The organism is Picosynechococcus sp. PCC 73109, from assembly GCF_001521855.1.
Lineage (GTDB): Bacteria > Cyanobacteriota > Cyanobacteriia > Cyanobacteriales > MRBY01 > MRBY01.
The window spans coordinates 152,206-172,059 of sequence record NZ_CP013998.1; the positions used below are offsets into that span (position 1 = coordinate 152,206).

The following is a 19,854-nucleotide window of genomic DNA, read 5'->3' on the forward strand; positions in this document are numbered from 1 at the left end:
TCCCTTAACGGCGCTTAAGCTTGCCCTTAATGCGCTGCCAAAAGATATCGAGTTCTGGCAATTTCAACAAACTCGCAAGGCCAAAGAAAACGACTAAAGAAAAGGCGATCGCCACAAATAATTCCAAGCCCTGCACATAGAGGTTTTGGCCGAAACTCAAGGATTCTACCCCCAGCGAAATTCCCCAGCTTACAAATCCAGCGGCGATCGCTGCCCCCGTTAAGCCCAGCAAATTTAAGCCCCATTCTCCCAAGGGCAATCCGCCGAGGCGACGGTTTAAGATCCCAAGCATCATGACGATCGAGAAAATATTGACCCCAATCGTGGCAAAGACCAAACCCGGCGTCTGGAATTGGTTTACTAAAATAAAATCTAAAAACGCGTTCAAAAAAATATTAAAAACACTAATCCGCGACGGCGTGACCCCATCCCCCAGGCCATAGAAAACCCGCACCAGCACATCCCGTCCCAGGTAGAAAAACATCCCCATCCCATAGGCCATCAAGACTGGAGCAACAATGGCCGTCGCTTCCGCCGCAAAAGCATTGTATTCGTAGATAATCCGGATAATCGTCCGCGCCTGGGAGACAAAAATTGCACTCAGGGGCAACATCGAAAGGGCCGTGAGCAACAAACCCTGACGAATGCGAATCTTTAAATCATCCCAATTTTCTGGGGCCGCCAACCGTGAAAACACAGGCAACAATGGCACCAAAATCATGTTGGAAATAATCCCTAGGGGCGTGAGGACGATGAAATTGGCATAGCGCATCGCCGCCGCCGCACTCTCAATATAGGAGGCAAAATACATATCCGTATAAACATTGATATGCAGCATTCCCGAAGACAAGGTGGCGGGCAACATCACCCGCATCACATCTTTTACCCCCGGAATATTCAGATCTAATCGAGGCCGCAGGGTACCTAAGCCCGATTTCCACTGGGCAAACACCTGGGCGAGCCACTGCCAAACCGCACCAATGAGGGTCGTTCCAGCGAGGACAATACAGCCCAACTGCATATATTCGGGGGCGCTGGCCTGTTCCCCCAAAATCCAGATCAAGCTGCTGACCCCGATCACCACACTGAGGCTCGAAAATAACGGACTAATCCCCGGTAGCCAATATTGATCCGAGGCATTTAACACCCCGAAACCAATGCCAATTAGACCCGCAAAGACCGCCAACGGAGCCATAATCTGCAACTGCAAAATCGCCAACTCCCGCACGGTTCCCTCTAAACCTGGGGCTACCAAGTCAATGAAAAATCCCGCAAAGACCACCAGCAAAACAGTGATCAACAGGAGTCCCCCCGTCACCAGGGTAGAAACCGTCTCGACGAGGGGCGCGGCATCTTTTTGATCTCGCTTGGCCAAGATACTTACTAGGGCACTGTGGAACGGCCCATTGATTCCCCCCAACAGAATGAGTAAAAAGCCCGGAATGATGTAGGCATAGGCATAGGCATCGACCACTGGCCCCACCCCAAACGCCCGGGCGATCGCCTGCTCTCGCACCAAGCCGAATACCTTACTAATCAGGGTGGCGATCGCCACAACCCCCGCAATACCAGCTAGCGAACGAGACTTTCGAGGAGAATCAGTCACAATCTTTTAGGAATTTAAAAAACACAATAAAAAGCGAAAAGCTTTCCCATTCTCACCGAGAATGCCTTCTTTGAGAATCACTTGCGGCCCCATCTACCAGAGAAGGTCAATTTTCTGGTAGCTTACTATAAACAATGAAAACTTTAGGATTTTCAAAACCCTATTTGGCATCCTAAGCCCATAAACCCCATTTGCTTGCTGTCTTGGGAGAATTTTAAAAAATGACTATTTTATTCCAACTTGCCCTTGCTGCCCTCGTGGCCCTTTCGTTCCTGATGGTAATTGGTGTCCCCGTTGCCTATGCTTCCCCCACCAACTGGGAACAATCCAAATCCTTGATTTTTGTCGGTTCCATTGCTTGGACTGTTCTGGTCATTGCCGTCGGTGTCCTGAATTTTTTCGTGATCTAACCACGCACATTCCTATGCTTGGCGATCAGGACGGCCCTGATCTCCCCCAAGGTGCAATCTTCTGCGTTGGCAACCTCAACGTGATTGCACCTTAATTTTTTTATTAATTTCCCCCTTTTACACCTTTTCTCTACAAATCCATTATGGCTACCTTTGAAGGAACCTATAACGACAACACCCAAGCGCTCAAATTGGCGATCGTCATCGGTCGTTTCAATGACCTGGTAACAAGCAAGCTCCTCGCAGGCTGCCAAGACTGTCTCCGTCGCCATGGAGTCAATACTGATCCAGAAGGAGCGCAAATCGATTACATTTGGGTGCCCGGCTGTTTTGAAATTTCCCTAGTCGCCAAAAAACTGGCTGATTCTGGTAAATACGATGCCATCATTTGTCTTGGGGCGGTGATTCGGGGCGATACTCCCCATTTTGATTACGTTGCGGCTGAAGTTTCCAAGGGAGTTGCGGCGGCGGCATTCCAAACGGGCGTACCGGTTATTTTTGGCGTCCTGACCACAGATACCATGCAGCAGGCCCTCGAACGGGCCGGGATTAAGAATAATCTCGGTTGGGGCTACGCTCTCAGTGCTTTAGAAATGGCGAGTCTGATGGGAAAAATTTAAGCTTTGGGGCGATCGCCAACGGGATCTCAAAAAAAATCAATGAGACCCTTGACATCTTCGTTTTTTCTTGGCATAGTTGTATACGTGCTCAGCACGCAAGCGGGTATAGCTCAGCGGTAGAGCGTCACCTTGCCAAGGTGAATGTCGCGCGTTCGAATCGCGTTACCCGCTTAACTAAAAAACTAATCAAACAATAAAATAACCTCATCATTCGCCCTGGTACAATCGTTGCGATTTGCTATAGACTGTCTGGAATATTCGAGCACATTTGTTAAACTGGCTCCGAATCAAAGACCGCGATGCATCATAATCTATCGCTTAATTCGAGCCATGCTTAGAGGATTTCGGCGTGTTTAATTTTGTCAGAAAGTCAGTGTCTCAACCCCTAGAAGACAACACCAATCAATTGCAGAGTGGGTCACAACCTGGGGCTAGCTCTGACCATGACTTACAAGGTGCTGAAAGGGTGGCCATGGGCGAGGGAGAATTACCACAAACCACTACAGATAACGGCGCATCATCCCAAAAACCACAGCGAAAATCAAAAAGACGACGTTGGCGGCTTTGGCTATTGGCGGGACTTGTGCTTGGGGTTGGCAGCGGCAGTTTTCTCATCTACCGGGGCTGGCAGGAACTAGAGGCACTGGTGCCGGAAAATGTCGATGAAATCTTAATTTATACACGTCCTGGCACCCTTACCATTCAAGCAGCAGATGGCAGTGTCATTGAAGAGGTGGGGCCTGTTTCCCATGACCGGGTCAAAATCTGGGCCGTACCAACGACTTTAACCGAGGCGTTTATTGCCAGTGAAGACCGACGCTTCTATGAGCATTTTGGGGTGGATTTACAGGGGGTCGCACGGGCCGCCTACATGAACTTTCGGGCAGGCAGAGTCGTAGAAGGGGGCAGTAGCATTACGCAGCAGGTGGCGCGTATTGTCTTTTTGAACCAGGAAATGACCCTAGCGCGTAAGGTCAAGGAAATGCGCTTGGCAACAAAATTAGAAGAACAGTTCTCCAAGGAGCAAATCCTAGAAAGTTATCTAAATTTAGTTTATCTAGGCTCCGGGGCCTATGGTGTCTCGGATGCGGCTTGGGTTTATTTTGGTAAAAATTTAGAAGAATTGACCCTAGGGGAAACGGCGATGATTGCGGGTTTAGCGCCAGCCCCCAGTTTATATTCACCGTTTGTGAATCTCCAGGCGGCGACAGTACGGCGGGATCAGGTGCTAGAGCGGATGTGGGAAGAGGGTTATATTTCCCAGACCGAGTATGAAACGGCGATCGCCACCCCCATTGAAACGAATCGGCAAACGCCCCAACGTTTACTGCGCAAATACCCCTATTTTGCTGATTATGTGAAGGCAGAACTGAAACGGTACCTTTCCCCAGAGCAGTTGGAAACGGGCAGTTTTGTCATTGAAACGACCTTAAATCCTCAATGGCAGGAGTGGTCAGAGGCGGTTGTGGCGGAAGGAATTACGAACTACGGACGTTACCAACGCTTTGAACAGGCGGCGATGGTGAGCATCGATCCCCGCAGTGGCCAGATTAAAACGATGGTTGGGGGTTTAGATTTTGAAAATAATCAATATAACCGCGTCACCCAAGCCCAACGGCAACCTGGTTCAACCTTCAAAATGTTTGTCTATGCAGCGGCGATCGCCTCTGGGATGTCTCCCAATGCAACCTACGTTGACCAAGAATTTGCCATTGATGGCTACCGTCCGAAGAACTATTCCGGTACCGTCAGCAATCAAGCCGTTTCCCTCACAGAAGCCCTGACAAAATCGATCAACACCATCGCCTTGAGTGTGATGCTTGATGTGGGTTGGGACCCGATCATTAATCTCGCCCACCGCATGGGTGTTGAATCGGAGATGAAGCCCACCTATTCCTTAGCTCTGGGAGCCTGGGAAGTAAATTTACTAGAGCTAACCGCCGCCTATGGCACCCTCGCAAATGGTGGCGCTTATCAGCCTGTGTATGGCATTAGTCGAATTCTTGATCGCAATGGCAAGGTCGTTTACCAAGCGAACCGCAAACCGATCCAAGCTATCGATTCTGATAGTGCCGCCATCATGACCTATATGCTGCGCAATGTCGTGAGTAGCGGTACTGGCAGCCAAGCAAATATTGGTCGTCCAGTAGCCGGGAAAACAGGCACCTCCGATCAGGCGCGAGACCTATGGTTTATTGGTTACATCCCCCAAATGGTAACAGGGGTTTGGCTCGGCAATGACGATAATAAACCCACCTGGGGAGCCAGTAGTACAGCGGCGCGCCTTTGGGGTGATGCAATGCGTCAAATTGCGGCGGCCATGACGGTGGAAGACTTTCCCAAATTACCAAATTTGAATAATCGCGTCGGTTCTATTGCCGCAGAACCAATCCAAGGGGGCGCGAAAAAAACGAAGGTCGTTGCCACAGATACAGAAGAAAAAACCAGCACCACAAATTCAGAAGCACAAGAGACCACGGAAGCATCCTCTGATGAGCGCCCAACCCCAGAGGCAGCGGCGACAACACCGACGAACAATGATAATAAAGCTGTGGTCGACAATGAAATTAAACCCCCAGCACCGGCCTTTGACTTCACTGATCCGGCGGATACTGTGCCTCCCCTTGCCCCCGTACCGAGTAATAATCGACCTGCATCCACCGCAACGCCACCGAGTCCGCCTGCGGCCCCAAGACCAGCTCCTACGAATGTTGATGTGCCGGCTCCCCCTGTCATTCAAAAGAAGGAAACAGCTCCCTAGGTATTCTGCTCGCCAAAGTAATATCCTTTTCCGTAAATGGTGTGGATTAGAGGGCGATCGCCTTTTGCTTCCACCTTACGCCGCAGCAAGCGTACCAGGGCCGCTAAAACATTACTGCTGGGGGATTCATCGCCATCTTGCCAGAGGTGTTGATAAATTTGCTCGTGGGTCAGGAGTTGAGCTGGGTGCTCCATAAAATAGCTCAGGAGTTGCAACTCCCGATCCGAGAGACGGATGGCCCGGCCAGCACGGTAGGCCATTTGGTTGGCGATATCTAATTCGAGATCGGCAATCTTTAAACGATTAGGTGGCTCTCCCCCAGGCGATCGCCTTAATAACGCCCGCACCCGGGCCAGCAGTTCCCGCAACTCAAAGGGCTTGACTAAATAATCATCAGCACCAGCATCCAGACCAGAAACCCGGTCGTCCACCGTATCCTTGGCCGTTAAAAATAAAATAGGCGTTGTGCGGCCTAGCGATCGCACCCGTTGGCAGATTTCAACCCCCGAATATTGCGGCAACATCCAATCCAAAATCAGTAGATCATACTCTTGATCGCAGGCCAGTTCTAACCCCTGCTGGCCAGTTTCTGCCAATGCTACGGTATGCCCTTCCCGTTGGAGCACTTGGCTAAGGGCGCCCCGTAATTCCCGTTCATCGTCTACCAACAAAATGCGCATGGTTACTTCCAAAACACCTTGATTCCCATTATTCCCGAAGAAGGAAACCTGACCCAAGGCGATCGCCGACCATTTTCCCAATAAAAAAGGAAGCAGCTTCCATCCACTTCCAACGAATACTCATTATTCTTACTGTTACGACTACTGGGGAGATTTACCTTGTTCTCTCACCAGAGTCAGAAAGAGTTTAAATCAAAATCACAACTTACACCGAGGATAAAGCGTTAGATTCCTGTTGCAGCAGGGTAATCAGTTGTTCGTCCCCCTGAGCTTGGGCCGTGCGGATCCGCCGTTCTAAGCTGCGACGCATATTTTCTAAGTGCACACGCCGGGCATCTTGACCCATTAATTTAGAGAGCTGTGGGACTCGTACCGGACAAGCTGCAGCGGCCGCTTCCTGTTGCTGTTGGGCCGTCGCTTTAACCACAGGTTGCTGAATCGCGTAGGTGCCACCCCGATAGTGGAGGAGTACTGACTCAACATCCGGACGATCAACTGTTTGCGTTACACAGTGTCGCCGCACCGTTTGTCCACGATAACGACCTAAGATATCCCCTTCCGTCACTTCTAAGGTTGCGGGAAGAGAATCATAGGAAACACCACGATATGTCAATTTCATAGAGATTTCCTCACTGTGCCTCAAAACTTTTTCTGTAACTATTGTTACATTAATCCCTAAATTTTCTCGAAAAAATCAGAAAAACTTAAGGATTCTACTTAGATTGCGTATAACCAAACCACAAAAAAGGAGCCCGAAAGCTCCTCTTGGCATCTTAGGTTTTAATTAACGTTAGGGTTATCGACAGGCTATAGATTGGTCACAGTTAACCAGGTTGCTTGGCTAATTCCAAAGGTTTTGCTGCTTTACTGACGGCCACTTTACCTTCTTCATTGATGTCGACGATCGCCGTATCACCAGAACCAACGCGGCCAGAAAGAATTTCCTCAGCGAGGACATCCTCTAACAGACGCATAATCGCGCGACGTAATGGACGGGCACCATAGGATGGGTTGTAGCCTTCTTCTACGAGTCGCTCCTTAAACTTGTCGGTAACTTGCAACTCAATTTCCTGCTCAGTCAGGCGCTTGAAGACGTCCTTAAGGAGGATTTCGGAGATTTCTTTAACCTCTTCTTTGTTGAGTTGACGGAAGACAATAATCTCATCGAGACGGTTGAGGAACTCTGGACGGAAGTATTGCTTGAGTTCTTCGTTGACCAGGGAACGGATCCGGTTGTACTGGGATTCTGCCGCATCTTCGCCAAATTCGAAGCCGAGGCCACCGCCACCCTTTTCAATGACCTTAGAGCCAATGTTGGAGGTCAAGATAATCAAGGTGTTCTTGAAGTCCACGGTGCGTCCCTTCGCGTCGGTCAAGCGTCCATCTTCAAGGATTTGCAGCAGCATGTTGAAGATGTCGGGGTGCGCTTTCTCGATTTCGTCAAAGAGAATGACTGTGTAAGGACGACGACGAACGGCTTCGGTTAACTGACCCCCTTCGTTATAACCGACGTATCCGGGAGGGGAACCAATCAGTTTAGAAACAGTGTGCCGCTCCATGAATTCAGACATGTCGAGGCGAATCATCGCATCTTCAGAACCGAAGAAGTAGGCAGCTAAAGCCTTGGTTAATTCGGTTTTACCAACCCCAGTGGGGCCAGAGAAGACGAAGCTGGCAATGGGACGGTTGGGGTTTTTCAAGCCAACACGGGCCCGACGAATGGCGCGGGATACAGCTTTAACGGCATCTTCTTGACCAATGAGCCGCTGGTGCAGGGTATCCTCCATGTTGAGGAGCTTGGTGGATTCGCTCTCGGTGAGTTTGTTGAGGGGAACCCCTGTCCAAGAGGCGACGATGTGGGCGATTTCTTCAGCATCAACCACGGCATCGATGTCGCTATTTTTCTCTTTTTGGCTGGCGGCGATCGCCCGAATTTCGGTTTTGATTTCCATTTCGCGATCGCGCAGTTCACCCGCTTTATCAAAGTCTTGGGAGCGTACCGCTTCATCCTTTTGTTTCAGGACATCGCGCAATTCTTTATCGAGTTCCTTGGCTTCGGGGGGCAGTTGGGAATTGATCAACCGGACACGGGAACCCGCTTCATCGATTAAGTCAATGGCTTTGTCGGGTAAGAAGCGATCGCTTATATAACGGTCGGCTAATTTTGCCGCTGCATCAAGGGCTTCATCTAAAATTTTAAGCTTGTGGTGCTGTTCATAGCGTTCCCGCAGACCAAAGAGAATCTCAATGGTTTCTTCGACGGAAGGTTCACCGACCATTACGGGCTGGAAACGCCGCTCAAGGGCCGCATCCCGCTCAATGTGCTTGCGATATTCATCAAGGGTGGTGGCACCGATACATTGCAGTTCACCACGGGCGAGGGCAGGCTTGAGGATATTGGCGGCATCGATCGCCCCTTCCGCAGCACCCGCACCGATTAGGGTATGAACTTCGTCAATCACCAGGATCACATTCCCGGCTTGGCGAATTTCGTCCATGATTTTTTTGAGGCGTTCTTCAAATTCACCCCGGTATTTCGTGCCCGCAACCAGCAAACCAATGTCGAGGGTGACAACGCGCTTTTCTTCGAGGATGTCAGGCACATCCCCATTGGAAATTCTTTGGGCAAGACCTTCGGCGATCGCCGTTTTCCCGACCCCTGGTTCGCCAATCAGTACCGGATTATTTTTCGTGCGGCGACCAAGGATTTGAATTACCCGTTCAATTTCATTTTGACGACCAACGACGGGATCAAGCTTACTGTCTTTGGCTAATTGTGTCAGATTCGAGCCAAACTCATCTAAGGTCGGTGTCTTATTACTCCGGGAAGAACCGCCACCCGCTGCGACTTCTGCGGTCTCACCGAGCATCCGGATTACCTGGGTACGTACCTTGGAGAGGTCAACCCCTAAATTTTCGAGGACTCTGGCAGCAACTCCTTCCCCTTCACGGATTAAGCCTAGTAACAAATGCTCCGTACCAATATAGTTGTGACCCAATTGGCGAGCTTCTTCGAGGGAGAGTTCTAAGACCCGTTTTGCCCTGGGCGTGAACGGAATTTCAACGGCCACAAAGCCAGAACCCCGCCCGATAATTTTCTCTACCTCAATGCGGGCATCCTTGAGATTAACCCCCATAGACCGGAGTACCTTAGCGGCAACGCCAGTCCCCTCACCAATGAGACCGAGGAGGATTTGCTCCGTACCAACGAAGTTGTGACCAAGGCGACGCGCTTCCTCTTGGGCGAGCATAATCACCTTAATAGCTTTTTCTGTGAAGCGTTCAAACATGACCTGTTTTTTACCTGCTGCTAGTCCCTATGTAGAGTTGATTCTAGCACAGGGGAAATTTTTGGTTGATGCCTAGAACAATTGATTCTGATACGGTTTCTCCCCCTTGGCAAGCTCTGGTAACATTCGCTACGAACCGACGTTAACGGCAGAAACAGTGAGGCCATACAGGAGCCCAATTTTGAAGACATGCATCAGTTGAAATAAGAGTCGGCTCTGGGGCGCAGTGGGGTTTGTGGCCGCTTTTTGGGCAATGGTTTGGCGATCGCCTTGTCTGTAGTAGAGAAAGTTGATCACTTCAGCCAAAAAAATGATCCCAATGGCAACTATCGGATCCCAAGCCATGGCTTGGCCGATAGCCGGCGGAAAAACCGTCGCAACAAAGTTTCCAAAAAGGAGAAAAATGGCGAGCAAGGCCATCTTGCGCCATGGATTTTGAAAAAAACTGGTAAATTGCCCAAGGGTTTCCCCCAGGAGGAGATTGAGTCGGGTACGTTGCATAGGTCACGTCAGGAGCGGTGAGGACATTATTTATTCAATCGATCGAGGAGCCAGAGGGCAATGACAATCCCGGTGAAATGGGAGGCGATCGTGTGGGTATTCGCCAGGATGATAAATAGATCTTTCGGTTGAATGAGCTGGGATGTATTGGAAAAAACGGCCCCCTGGGGAATGGTCAAAGATTTCCCGAGGACGAGCCCCACAAAGGCTTCGGCTCCAATGATCGCAAACATCATGCCCAGGAGGTTAGCCAAGAGGCCAAATTTAATGGTTTGAATGGTGTAAGATTTCTTGGGCCGGAGGGAGCTATCACCCGCGAGCATCAGTCGGGCAATGGTTTTGTAGCGGAAGAAGAAAAAGATACTCACGATGAGGGCAATGAGACCGCCGGCAGCACAGAATAGCCCAAAGCTGCTTCCTTGGCTAAAGCGAATATCTTGGTTGGCGTTGGTGGCATCACTGCCGACTAGGCTCGCACTGGCAAAGAGGAGAATTAGCGCTGCGACAACACCGAGGATAATCTGTACCCAGAAGCCAATATTACCGGCGAGTTTGAGGGTGGCGGAGGCTCTGAGGATGGCGGCGGGGATCGATGCGCCCGCTAAAGCACCGTAGGAATCACGTTTCATAGGAGTTTGTGGTGATGGGGTTATGTCTGCAGGGTCAGAATTTGCTTTTGCTCCATTCTCTTATATCAACTGTTGGGTTGCCAAAAGGGAAAAGGCGATTGCCTCTGGTTCTGACCAACACTCCCTTGTCTAGCATTTGATGCCTATCACCAAGATCAATCGTGACCAAACAGCCGGAAACAAACAATGGGAGTCAAGTGAACTAAGGGTTACAGCATCCTCAGCGAAGGGGGACAAGCTATGATGGTCATCAGGTTTTTCAGAGAGTTTGCGCGTTAATGCACCCGATTCGCCTCACCTTATTTTTCATTGGCCTGAGTATTATTCTGGGGCTGATGTTGTGGTTGGTGAATTCCCTCTATCGTCTCTATCTCCAGGTGTCCTTTACGGCGCCATTTCTGGCAAATCTGCTAATTTTGGTGCTTATTGCCCTAATTGGTTTGATTCTCTGGACATTTTGGCGCTATTTCAACCTCTTTGGCCGCAAACGAAAACCGCGATCGCCCCGGAAAGTTGTCAATTATCAACCCCAACTGCCCACGGAAAAAACAGAAGTGGCGGCGGCAAATCTGCGCACGATTCAACAGCAGGTGAACCAAATTCAAGATAAAGTGGCCCAGAAAGTCCTCCTGAACCGTTCCCAGGAAATTCAGGCGAATTTTGAGCGACAAGAGCTCCAGGTGGCTGTTTTTGGTACGGGATCAGCGGGGAAAACATCTCTAGTGAATGCGCTGATTGGGCAAATGGTGGGTAACGTCGAAGCGACCATGGGCACCACCCAGACGGGCCAGACCTATCGTCTGAAACTCAAAGGGGTGAATCGGCAAATTTTAATCACGGATACACCGGGAATTTTAGAAGCGGGGGAAGCGGGCATCCAACGCGATCGCCTGGCGCGGGAGTTGGCAACCAATGCAGATCTGCTGATTTTCGTGGTGGATAACGATCTGCGGCAATCGGAATATGATCCCCTCTGTGAGCTGGCTGAAATTGGCAAGCGATCGCTGTTGGTGTTTAACAAAATCGATGTTTACGCAGACGCTGATCAACAATTAATTGGCGATCGCCTCAAGGAAAAAGTACAACACCTGATCACTCCCCAGGACGTGGTTTTAGTCTGTGCCAATCCCCAACCCGTAGAACTAGAGGATGGCGAAATTTTTACCCCAGAGCCGGACGTGATGCCCCTAGTAAAACGTTTAGCGGTGGTGCTGCGGGCTGAAGGGGATGATTTGTTAGCAGATAATCTCCTCCTACAATCCCAACGCCTGGGGGAAGAAGCCCGCAAAATCATTGAACACCAACGGAAAAAACAGGCCGAACAGGTGATTGAACGCTACCAGTGGATTGGTGCTGGAGTAATTGCTGTAACGCCCTTACCTGTGGTGGATATGTTGGCGACGGCGGCGGTGAATGCCCAGATGGTGATGGAAATTGGTCGGGTTTATGGCTGCGAAATCGATGGCGATCGCGGTAAAGAATTGGCCGTCTCCCTGGGGAAAACTCTAGTCAGCTTGGGCGTTGTTAAAGGGGCGGTGGAAATTCTTGCGAAGATTCTCCAAACGAACATTGCTACTTATCTCGTGGGCAAAGCAATCCAGGGGGTGACGGCGGCCTATCTCACGCGCATTGCGGGCAAAAGTTTCATCGAATATTTCCGCCATGACCAGGATTGGGGCGATGGCGGGATCACGGAAGTAGTGCAGGAACAGTTTAAGCTCAGTAAAAAAGATGAGTTTGTCAAAGATTTTGTCGGCGATGCAATTCTAAAAGTTGTCAATCCCTTTAAGGAAGTGTGGCAAATTGAACTGGAAGAAGACCCAGAATTGGCGGAGTTGGAATGGACGGCACCCCAACGGCGACGGCGGGATGAATGGTAGATTTTGCGCGGAAGCTTGAGGCATGATTATGGCACCACAGCGACAGATTAACTGGCAGAAATTAGCGGAAATTTACGAACTCAAGGAATTTTTTGCGGCGGATTTTGCTGGTTTCCAAGCCGAAATTGAACAGCAATTGCAAGATCTGGATCGCTTTCCTGCGGCAACTCTAGATAAACTAGCAAAACTACGTGCCCTAGAAGTGACCAACGGCATCACCCAATGGGCCTATCGGCGCGGGGCAGAACAAGCGCTCCCCATCGAGCAGACCCGGCAATGTATGAACATGGTGATGGGCTTTATGAAAAATGTGGAATTGTCGTTTCCCAGCATCGGCACCGTTGAATTTAGCGATGGGGAAACCGACTATGTGCGGCGGGTGCGGGGACTCTACATTGATGCGTTTAAAAATAATGTGCCTGGGGCAGAATCGCAGTTCCATGCCATTTCTACGGCGCAGTTTATCGCCTGTGGTCATCACCGTTTAAATGAGGCGATCGCCCTCGTAGAAGCAGACTATGGGGAACTGTTTTCGGCCTATTTCATCGAACGAATGAAAAAATATATCGGCGCTTACCTGGATAGTTTTAGCGAAAGCCCCTAAGATCCAAGACTGCGCATCCGTGGCATCGGCATTGGGGAGAATCGAGCAGCAATGAAAATTCAGGCAGTAGACTACACAACCTTGGTGGCCCTGGTCACGGAATTACAGCGGGACTGGGTGCCGGCGCGCCTCGAACAGGTTTATCAATACGACAAACAAACTCTCTGTTTAGCCCTGCGTACCCTCGAAAAACGGGAATGGCTCTGGTTATCTTGGCACCCCCAGGCCGCCAGAATGCATTTAGGCGATCGCCCCCCCAGGGATCCCGATACTTTCACCTTTAGCGACCAACTGCGCCATTTGATTAAAGGTTCAGCCTTGCTGGGGATTGAATTGATCCAGCCTTGGGAGCGGGTGGTGGATTTTCAGTTTGGCCGTCGCCCTGGAGAAGTCCCCCAATGGCATTTGTATGTCGAAATTATGGGGAAACACAGCAACGTAATCCTCGCCAATGCCGATCAGCAAATTGTTACTACGGCCCAACAAATTAGTGGCGATCGCTCCACCGTCCGCCCCGTCCAAACCGGCCAACCCTACGAATTTCCCCCGGCCCTGACGAAAACAGCGCCCAGTCCCACAGAGTCCTTTGAACGCTGGCAAGAAAGAATCGCCCTATTACCCAAATCCCTGAAAAAACAAATCCTCGAAAATTACCGGGGCGTGAGTCCTATTCTCCTAGCAGGGATGATTGGCGCGGCCCAACTAACCCCTGAACAAACGACGGATACCCTCACCGCTAACGATTGGGAAAATCTTTTTCAGCAGTGGCAATGGTGGCTCGCTTGCCTAGAACAGCGACAGTTTTGCCTGACGCTCCAGGACAACCAATATCAAATGGTAACCTGGCAGCCGGATGAATCTTGTTTGCCCCTACAGCCAACTCTCAATCACTATTACCAAAGCCGCCTTAATCAACAACAATTCCAACAACTGCACCACCAACTCAACCAGAAAGTTAGTCTCCTGTTGGGAAAATTGCAGCAAAAAGCCCAACTTTTTCGAACGCGCCTGACGGAATCCACCGAAGCGGATCAATACCGTCAATACGGCGATTTACTCATGGCCTATTTGCATGAGTGGCAACCGGGTTTAACTGAAATTGCCCTAACGGATTTTGCCTCAGGCGATCGCCTTAAAATTCCCCTCCAACCGGATAAAAATGCTGTCCAAAATGCCCAGGCTTTTTATAAACAACACCAAAAACTAAAGCGAGCAAATCACATTGTGCAACCGCTTTTAAAGGAAGTAGAAACAGAAATTCATTACCTCGAACACATTGAAGCAAGTTTGGGACAAATTGCGAATTACGAAAACGCCACTGACTTGGAAGCTTTACAGGAAATTCAGGCAGAATTGATCCACGGGGGTTACCTCAAAACCAACCGGGAACCCACTGCTAAACAAGCGGTTTCTAAACCCCATATTTACCGCACCCCAGGAGGATCAGAACTCTGGATCGGGCGCAATAACCAACAAAATGATCATCTAACGTTTCGGGTGGCCAATGATTATGATCTTTGGTTCCATAGCCAAGAAATCCCCGGTAGCCATGTTTTATTACGACTAGAACCCGGTGCGGTTCCCGATGAGGCGGAATTGCAGTGGGTGGCGGATTTTGCGGCCTATTACAGTCGCGCCAGCCAAAGCGATCAGGTGCCCATTGTTTATACAAAACCCAAGCACGTTTATAAACCCAAGGGGGCCAAACCAGGAATGTGCATTTATAAACAGGAAACGATTCTCTGGGGTCAACCCCAACGGGCCAAGGCGGCGATCGCCAAATTAACCCAATCCACAGATCAGCCCCGGAAAAAGTAGGGGGTAGGGTTTCGGTTCTTGAGTCTTAAATGCGTAGACATACAATATCACTGAAAAACTAAATAGTCTTTTAAAAGTATGGCGAAGTTGATAGGATTTCAGCTTTTGCTGGGAATAATTAATAGCCACCATGATCGCTATGCTCACTTTCAATTGCTTAGAAATGATAGCTACTGATATCAATACACGAAGTTAAGAATTGCTACGTTTATTTCTAGTCTTTGTGCCATAAGGTATGTTTGGGTATGAAGCTAAGTGTATTTTAAGATTTAGTTTCTTGGTGGTAGATTTTTATCTTCAAAAAAATGAAATCATTAATCTTTTCTAGCCTATATTTTTTTCTGGGGATAGCGATTAGCTCTCTTCCAATGGAGCCTGTGTTAGCTCAAACTAATCAATCTAGACAACATACAAAAATACCCAGTATTTACGGTTTAGAATATGAGCAAGCGCGGCAAAAATTAATTGCGGCGGGATGGCAACCGCAAAAGCAACATTGGACTTACAGAAACGAACTATGGAATTCTAGCGGCCGAGAATGGTGGGATAAAGGCTATTGGGAAATTGAAAACTGTAGTGGAGGTTTAGTATATTGTTCCTTTTATTTTCGTGATGTCTATGGCAACCGTCTTTTGGTGACAACTCAAGGCCAAGTGAATGCCACAGTTAACAAATGGACACTCGAAAATTCTTCACAGTCTCACCAATCAAGGCAGCACTCCTCAATCCCTAGCCTATATGCTTTGGAATATGCACAAGCACGTCGCAAATTGATTGCTGAAGGATGGCAACCGCAAAAGCAACACTGGACTCACAAGGACGAACTATGGAATTCTGTCGGCCGAGAATGGTGGGATAAAGGCTATTGGGAAATTGAAAACTGTAGTGAAGGTTTAGTATATTGTTCTTTTTATTTTCGTGATGTCTACGGCGACCGTCTCTTGGTAAGAACTCAAGGTCAAGATAATGCGAAAGTAGCCCAATGGTCACTTGAATGATTTTAATATTTTTCTTATTTTTAATCTAAGAAAATAATATGAACAAATATCCCAAGGGTTAAGAGTTATGAAATCAACTGATTTGGCCGCAATTTTACTAGCCATTATAAGCCCTCACTCAGTCTTGACTCAACAAAAGTTTGCCTTGAGTGAAGTTTGGAGAGAAATAAAATGAAAGTACAAAATCAGTCATTATTTCCGGCATTGATTTTTTTGACTTTATTAATCAATGTACCTGTTGCAACTAGAGCACAATCCAACTCTAGTTGTCGAAATACAATAGATAGAATCAACAATGAAATTGTTGAGAAAGGAGCAAAAAAGACTTTTTTCCAAACCACCCAGAATGGTGCGAATAACCGTCGAGGTAATCCAACTACTCGAAACGATGCAATAACGGTTATTCCATGGCCATCAACAGGAGACAACATTAATACTGGATTCTCCCAAACTAGTTACAATCGCATCAGTAACATATTGAATTCTCCTGTTTTGATGAATTTCTGGGCCAACATGATTATGAGAGATTGTAATAATGTAGCTGTAGTAACATTTTGCATACCGCAATCTGATTGTATTGCTTCCTTTGCTGTTTCTCCAGAAGGTAAAGCCATTCATCGGAAACAAGCTTCTAACTGCTCGAATTATGACAGGATTTCCTGGTACGAAGAATGTTATGACTAGCCGCTAAAACAATGCAAAAAACTTGGTTTTTAGATGATGAAAATAATATTGAAGACCCTAATACTGACAGGTGTCATCGGCTTATTTAATATAGACAACTTATCTGCTAATGGTGCAGAAATCACTTATCGAGGCAGTAAAGGAGAATATACAATAAACCGTCAAGCAGGAACTTATAGAGGTTGTGTTTACAACACGGGATGTATCTCTCTAAGTCAAGACAAAAACTCTTGGCCTTCGCATTGGAAAAACGGCAATTATGTCTACACAGTTGATGATTTTAGAGTGGCAGTATATCATCACGGACGCTTGATCTTTCAAGACTCCTTTAAGGAAGTCGGAGAATGCACTATAAGTTCGGTTTATCGGATTACATCAAGGTTAGTCAATTCTCCTGGATCAGGAACAGACATAACGTTTGCTAATGGTATTGGGTTAGTTTCTTATGACATAGTTCCTGCTGCCCAAAATTCCCGAATCAATGATCCGGTAAGAATTTGTTTAATTTCTATCCCTCAACATTGTCCTCCAGGAGATGATAGAGGAAGATTTTATAGTGTTCAGAATTTGAGGACAAATCGTAATTTTAGGATGTATGATTCCCAGCATTTATGTGGCGGAGCTTAGATATTGAGACTTGGACGATGCATCAATATTTGTTATGACTACTATGCTTACTTTTGATTACTATTTAAATAAAAAAGTAAAGAATTAATATATTTATGATTAATCTTTCTGCCAAGAAAAAATATATAGATACCATACTCAAGTATGGGGTTGAATCAACATTCTTTTGGTTGAAAATCTTGTTTATCAAGATAAGTTGCAAGATTTGAATTTTAAAAGTCCAGCAAGTACTCTTTGTAAGAACACTCTCTTCTTGGTAGTTTCATATAAATTATAGGGTGGCATAAAAATGAAGATTAAAATTTCACTTTTACCATTGATGTTGTTGATTTTGTTGGGTGCCCCACTTACTCCTGTGAAAGCACAATCTTACTCTAGGTGTAATTATGAAATAACAGAACGAAGATCTTCTTCTTTTCGGGAAGTTGTGCTTGAACGATTCGGCATAAAAGTAGATATTCCTGAAAATTATAGGACGATGCTACGGCAAGATGGCAGCGTTGAAATTTTACATCCTGATGTTTTTAAAATAGTACAGTGTGTTGCACGCGGCGGTATTGGGGGTTCTGGTTCCTATGGTGAAATCTTAAGTATGGTCAATAGAAATTCTTCATTGAGTTTGAGGCAACAAGCCATACAATCTGCTGGCTATATGTATGACAATAGGGGACGCCAAATCCCTAAGGGTTCACATGTAATGGAATACAAAAATAGCCACTTGTCTGGCCATATTATTGTGTCAGACGGAGGCTATACCTATCACTTTCTTGGTAATGTCACAGGGCAAAATAAACTTCTTAAAGTAGATATTGGCTGCGATTGCACATTAGACGTTGAAGCTATTACTTCTTTGCTATCTAGAATTCGTTCACTAAATACTCTTTAATGATTTTTTTTTGAGTATAGATTATCCAAACAAACATCTGATTTAGAATCATGAAAATCAAGCCATTTTTTCGCAATTTATCAAAGAAATCAATTTTATCTAATTCATCTAATTCGATGAGGCAAATTTTACTTTTAGCTGCTTTGCTTGGCTTTCTGCCAGTCCTAATACCTCGAATAGCTTTATCGAATCCAAGTCTTATAAAGACAAAAAAATATTCTTTGAATCAAGCTGAAGATAGGCTTGTTTCCGTTAAGCAAAATAGCTCTCGTTTGCGTCAAAAGGGGAAAGACTCAATTGAATTAACCATCGTAGCTCATTGGTGTGGCAATCGTCTCGCTGCATTTGAATCTGCTGCTAGTGGGGAAAAAGTTTCCGTCAGATTATCATATGATGGCAGCACTGAAATATATAGTAACGGCCAAAAAGTTGATGATGGCTCAACTATAGGTTGGTGGGGTTTCTTTTGTCCTTCAGGACGAGGGTTTAAACTTTCCGGGGAGAAAGTCATCGTTGATGGTCAATGGATGGGCATCTATGATGACGGTTGGGTTCTCAACGCTTCAAGAGTACATTTTAATTCAGACTCTACCACATCATCATTAGATGTTCCCCTTAAAGAGGAATCATCTCAAGACCCTAAATATGTTGGCTCTAGTGCTAACCGAGCTTTATTTGTTATTGATAATTATTCAGGCCATATTTTAGAAGATGGAACTATTAGAAATAGTTTTAATGTCTATAATCTGACTAGAGTAGCTGCAGCAGCCCTTGTCTATGATAGTTCTGGAAAACGGATTGAAAGTCGGCTTATACGGCCCCATGTTCCCGAATCAGGACTCTATGCAGCTCAGAAAGCATTTATTATTGGTTTGTGGGATGTGTTTTCTAAAAAGTTTTCTCCTATTGATCCAAGGAATGTCACGAACTCTCAGGTAACGACGCTGAAAAATATAGATATTCCACCAGGAGGCCGACTTGTAATTACGCACCAGGGCAGAGATGCTGGCTTGTATGTTTATGGCGAACAAATGAGTTCTATGGCTGAAATAGTAGTTTTGCAAATATTAGAAACGGGCTTTGATTCTAGCTTTAGTTCATTTAGTCCATTAAAAAAAGACCTCACTAAAAGAGTTATGGAAAGTGTTAATGAAAAGCTATGGGATATCTTTAGACAAGCGGAATTAAATGGTGACGAACTACCAGGAAAAGAAGTTGTTGTCGATATTGTGGCAGAAACATTAATGGATTTGGATAACATTCCGTTAATGAGAGATGTTTTATTACGAGCCTTTAAAGTTCCTAAGCCTTCATTGCTAGTCGTTGCAGAAGACGTTGCCGATCAAGTTAGTTATATCGAGGAGCTATTCAGTTCGGAAGTACAAGCTTCACATCTTCGCAATAGCAACACTTATATTCCTTATATTTTGTATAATTCTCCACAGAACGGCTTACAAGATATCTCCCAAGGATCTATCAGAACACCTGTTGCCCAATCGACATACAGATGCACCACTTCAAGCGGCAGAACTACACAATTAGAGGCTTCCTTCTATGATGAAAATCCTGGGCCTCATACCGGAGAAGTTGTCATTAATGTCGATGGGAAAACGTATCAACTCCCAGGATTAGTAGGAAATACCCCTAGTTACGGCAATGCAGACGGAAGCATAATTTTTGGACTGCGTAGCCCTGAAGCTTGGTTACGCATTGGTTCACCCATCGAGCAGAGTTATGATTGCGTTGCTTTGTATGATTGAGGACTTACTAAAGTTTTAAATAAGGAGAAGATTTTTGATGTTTTTAGGTTGTTTTATTTAGAAAAATAGTTTTTAAATTAATTGTCTATATGTCTAGAAG

17 protein-coding genes and 1 tRNA gene are annotated in these 19,854 nt (G+C 46.8%); 12 read left to right on the top strand and 6 right to left on the bottom strand.

The genetic code is table 11. The features are described from left to right. Positions 1 to 4: 4 nt before the first annotated feature. Complete coding sequence (gene murJ, locus AWQ23_RS00810) at positions 5 to 1,606, bottom strand: murein biosynthesis integral membrane protein MurJ (protein ID WP_062431742.1); 1,602 nt, start codon at positions 1,604 to 1,606, stop codon at positions 5 to 7. A 221-nt stretch (positions 1,607 to 1,827) separates the two neighbouring features. Between murJ and psbZ the strand changes: the two genes are divergently transcribed. The 4 genes from psbZ to AWQ23_RS00830 all read left to right on the top strand — a co-directional run bounded on the left by psbZ (position 1,828) and on the right by AWQ23_RS00830 (position 5,397). After that, complete coding sequence (gene psbZ / locus AWQ23_RS00815) at positions 1,828 to 2,016, top strand: photosystem II reaction center protein PsbZ (protein WP_012305774.1); 189 nt, start codon at positions 1,828 to 1,830, stop codon at positions 2,014 to 2,016. 143 nt (positions 2,017 to 2,159) lie between these two features. Then, positions 2,160 to 2,636, top strand: coding sequence for a 6,7-dimethyl-8-ribityllumazine synthase (gene ribH / locus AWQ23_RS00820; RefSeq protein ID WP_012305775.1), 477 nt, complete (start codon positions 2,160 to 2,162; stop codon positions 2,634 to 2,636). Positions 2,637 to 2,735: 99 nt separating this feature from the next. Then, a tRNA-Gly gene (locus tag AWQ23_RS00825) sits at positions 2,736 to 2,807 on the top strand. A gap of 202 nt (positions 2,808 to 3,009) precedes the next feature. Next, entirely contained in the window at positions 3,010 to 5,397 is a 2,388-nt protein-coding gene (locus tag AWQ23_RS00830; protein WP_232308930.1) for a transglycosylase domain-containing protein, read from the top strand. Here AWQ23_RS00830 and rppA read toward each other — a convergent pair. The 5 genes from rppA to AWQ23_RS00855 form a co-directional block, all read right to left on the bottom strand. Continuing rightward, positions 5,394 to 6,077, bottom strand: a complete 684-nt coding sequence (rppA, locus tag AWQ23_RS00835; RefSeq protein ID WP_030006723.1) for a two-component system response regulator RppA — start codon at positions 6,075 to 6,077, stop codon at positions 5,394 to 5,396. The two genes, AWQ23_RS00830 and rppA, sit on opposite strands and share 4 nt — an antisense overlap. 205 nt (positions 6,078 to 6,282) lie before the next feature. Then, positions 6,283 to 6,696, bottom strand: coding sequence for a DUF4278 domain-containing protein (locus AWQ23_RS00840; RefSeq protein WP_012305778.1), 414 nt, complete (start codon positions 6,694 to 6,696; stop codon positions 6,283 to 6,285). A gap of 205 nt (positions 6,697 to 6,901) precedes the next feature. After that, positions 6,902 to 9,367: an ATP-dependent Clp protease ATP-binding subunit gene (locus AWQ23_RS00845; protein ID WP_062431746.1), complete on the bottom strand. Its 2,466-nt coding sequence runs from the start codon at positions 9,365 to 9,367 to the stop codon at positions 6,902 to 6,904. Positions 9,368 to 9,496: 129 nt separating this feature from the next. Next, positions 9,497 to 9,868: a DUF565 domain-containing protein gene (locus tag AWQ23_RS00850; protein ID WP_062431748.1), complete on the bottom strand. Its 372-nt coding sequence runs from the start codon at positions 9,866 to 9,868 to the stop codon at positions 9,497 to 9,499. A 26-nt stretch (positions 9,869 to 9,894) separates the two neighbouring features. After that, positions 9,895 to 10,497, bottom strand: a complete 603-nt coding sequence (locus tag AWQ23_RS00855; protein ID WP_012305781.1) for a DUF3611 family protein — start codon at positions 10,495 to 10,497, stop codon at positions 9,895 to 9,897. A gap of 278 nt (positions 10,498 to 10,775) precedes the next feature. Between AWQ23_RS00855 and AWQ23_RS00860 the strand changes: the two genes are divergently transcribed. The 8 genes from AWQ23_RS00860 to AWQ23_RS00885 all read left to right on the top strand — a co-directional run bounded on the left by AWQ23_RS00860 (position 10,776) and on the right by AWQ23_RS00885 (position 19,754). Then, a complete protein-coding gene (locus tag AWQ23_RS00860) occupies positions 10,776 to 12,377 on the top strand; it encodes a YcjF family protein (protein ID WP_030006721.1) in 1,602 nt (533 codons plus the stop codon). A 28-nt stretch (positions 12,378 to 12,405) separates the two neighbouring features. Continuing rightward, positions 12,406 to 12,981, top strand: coding sequence for a hypothetical protein (locus AWQ23_RS00865; protein ID WP_062436429.1), 576 nt, complete (start codon positions 12,406 to 12,408; stop codon positions 12,979 to 12,981). A 51-nt stretch (positions 12,982 to 13,032) separates the two neighbouring features. Beyond that, positions 13,033 to 14,799 (top strand): NFACT RNA binding domain-containing protein, encoded by a 1,767-nt coding sequence (locus tag AWQ23_RS00870; RefSeq protein WP_198158676.1) that lies wholly within the window; start codon positions 13,033 to 13,035, stop codon positions 14,797 to 14,799. Positions 14,800 to 15,104: 305 nt separating this feature from the next. Continuing rightward, positions 15,105 to 15,797 carry a hypothetical protein gene (locus AWQ23_RS00875; protein WP_062431750.1) on the top strand — a complete coding sequence of 231 codons (693 nt, stop codon included), beginning with the start codon at positions 15,105 to 15,107 and terminating at the stop codon, positions 15,795 to 15,797. Positions 15,798 to 15,968: 171 nt separating this feature from the next. Continuing rightward, a complete protein-coding gene (locus AWQ23_RS15935) occupies positions 15,969 to 16,481 on the top strand; it encodes a hypothetical protein (protein WP_157072172.1) in 513 nt (170 codons plus the stop codon). 33 nt (positions 16,482 to 16,514) lie between these two features. Continuing rightward, positions 16,515 to 17,108 carry a hypothetical protein gene (locus tag AWQ23_RS15940; protein ID WP_157072173.1) on the top strand — a complete coding sequence of 198 codons (594 nt, stop codon included), beginning with the start codon at positions 16,515 to 16,517 and terminating at the stop codon, positions 17,106 to 17,108. 289 nt (positions 17,109 to 17,397) lie between these two features. After that, complete coding sequence (locus AWQ23_RS00880) at positions 17,398 to 17,994, top strand: hypothetical protein (protein ID WP_157072174.1); 597 nt, start codon at positions 17,398 to 17,400, stop codon at positions 17,992 to 17,994. Positions 17,995 to 18,044: 50 nt separating this feature from the next. Further along, positions 18,045 to 19,754: a hypothetical protein gene (locus AWQ23_RS00885; protein WP_157072175.1), complete on the top strand. Its 1,710-nt coding sequence runs from the start codon at positions 18,045 to 18,047 to the stop codon at positions 19,752 to 19,754. The last annotated feature ends 100 nt before the right edge of the window (positions 19,755 to 19,854 follow it).

Excerpts from the sequence above, each read along its gene's own strand:
- rppA (WP_030006723.1), bottom strand. The coding sequence starts at position 6,077 with ATGCGCATTTTGTTGGTAGACGATGAACGGGAATTACGGGGCGCCCTT.
- AWQ23_RS00850 (WP_062431748.1), bottom strand. The coding sequence starts at position 9,868 with ATGCAACGTACCCGACTCAATCTCCTCCTGGGGGAAACCCTTGGGCAA.
- psbZ (WP_012305774.1), top strand. The coding sequence starts at position 1,828 with ATGACTATTTTATTCCAACTTGCCCTTGCTGCCCTCGTGGCCCTTTCG.
- AWQ23_RS00845 (WP_062431746.1), bottom strand. The coding sequence starts at position 9,367 with ATGTTTGAACGCTTCACAGAAAAAGCTATTAAGGTGATTATGCTCGCC.
- AWQ23_RS15940 (WP_157072173.1), top strand. The coding sequence starts at position 16,515 with ATGATGAAAATAATATTGAAGACCCTAATACTGACAGGTGTCATCGGC.
- AWQ23_RS00870 (WP_198158676.1), top strand. The coding sequence starts at position 13,033 with ATGAAAATTCAGGCAGTAGACTACACAACCTTGGTGGCCCTGGTCACG.
- ribH (WP_012305775.1), top strand. The coding sequence starts at position 2,160 with ATGGCTACCTTTGAAGGAACCTATAACGACAACACCCAAGCGCTCAAA.
- AWQ23_RS00865 (WP_062436429.1), top strand. The coding sequence starts at position 12,406 with ATGGCACCACAGCGACAGATTAACTGGCAGAAATTAGCGGAAATTTAC.
- AWQ23_RS00840 (WP_012305778.1), bottom strand. The coding sequence starts at position 6,696 with ATGAAATTGACATATCGTGGTGTTTCCTATGATTCTCTTCCCGCAACC.
- AWQ23_RS00855 (WP_012305781.1), bottom strand. The coding sequence starts at position 10,497 with ATGAAACGTGATTCCTACGGTGCTTTAGCGGGCGCATCGATCCCCGCC.
- AWQ23_RS00880 (WP_157072174.1), top strand. The coding sequence starts at position 17,398 with ATGAAGATTAAAATTTCACTTTTACCATTGATGTTGTTGATTTTGTTG.
- AWQ23_RS00885 (WP_157072175.1), top strand. The coding sequence starts at position 18,045 with ATGAAAATCAAGCCATTTTTTCGCAATTTATCAAAGAAATCAATTTTA.
- AWQ23_RS15935 (WP_157072172.1), top strand. The coding sequence starts at position 15,969 with ATGAAAGTACAAAATCAGTCATTATTTCCGGCATTGATTTTTTTGACT.
- AWQ23_RS00875 (WP_062431750.1), top strand. The coding sequence starts at position 15,105 with ATGAAATCATTAATCTTTTCTAGCCTATATTTTTTTCTGGGGATAGCG.
- AWQ23_RS00860 (WP_030006721.1), top strand. The coding sequence starts at position 10,776 with ATGCACCCGATTCGCCTCACCTTATTTTTCATTGGCCTGAGTATTATT.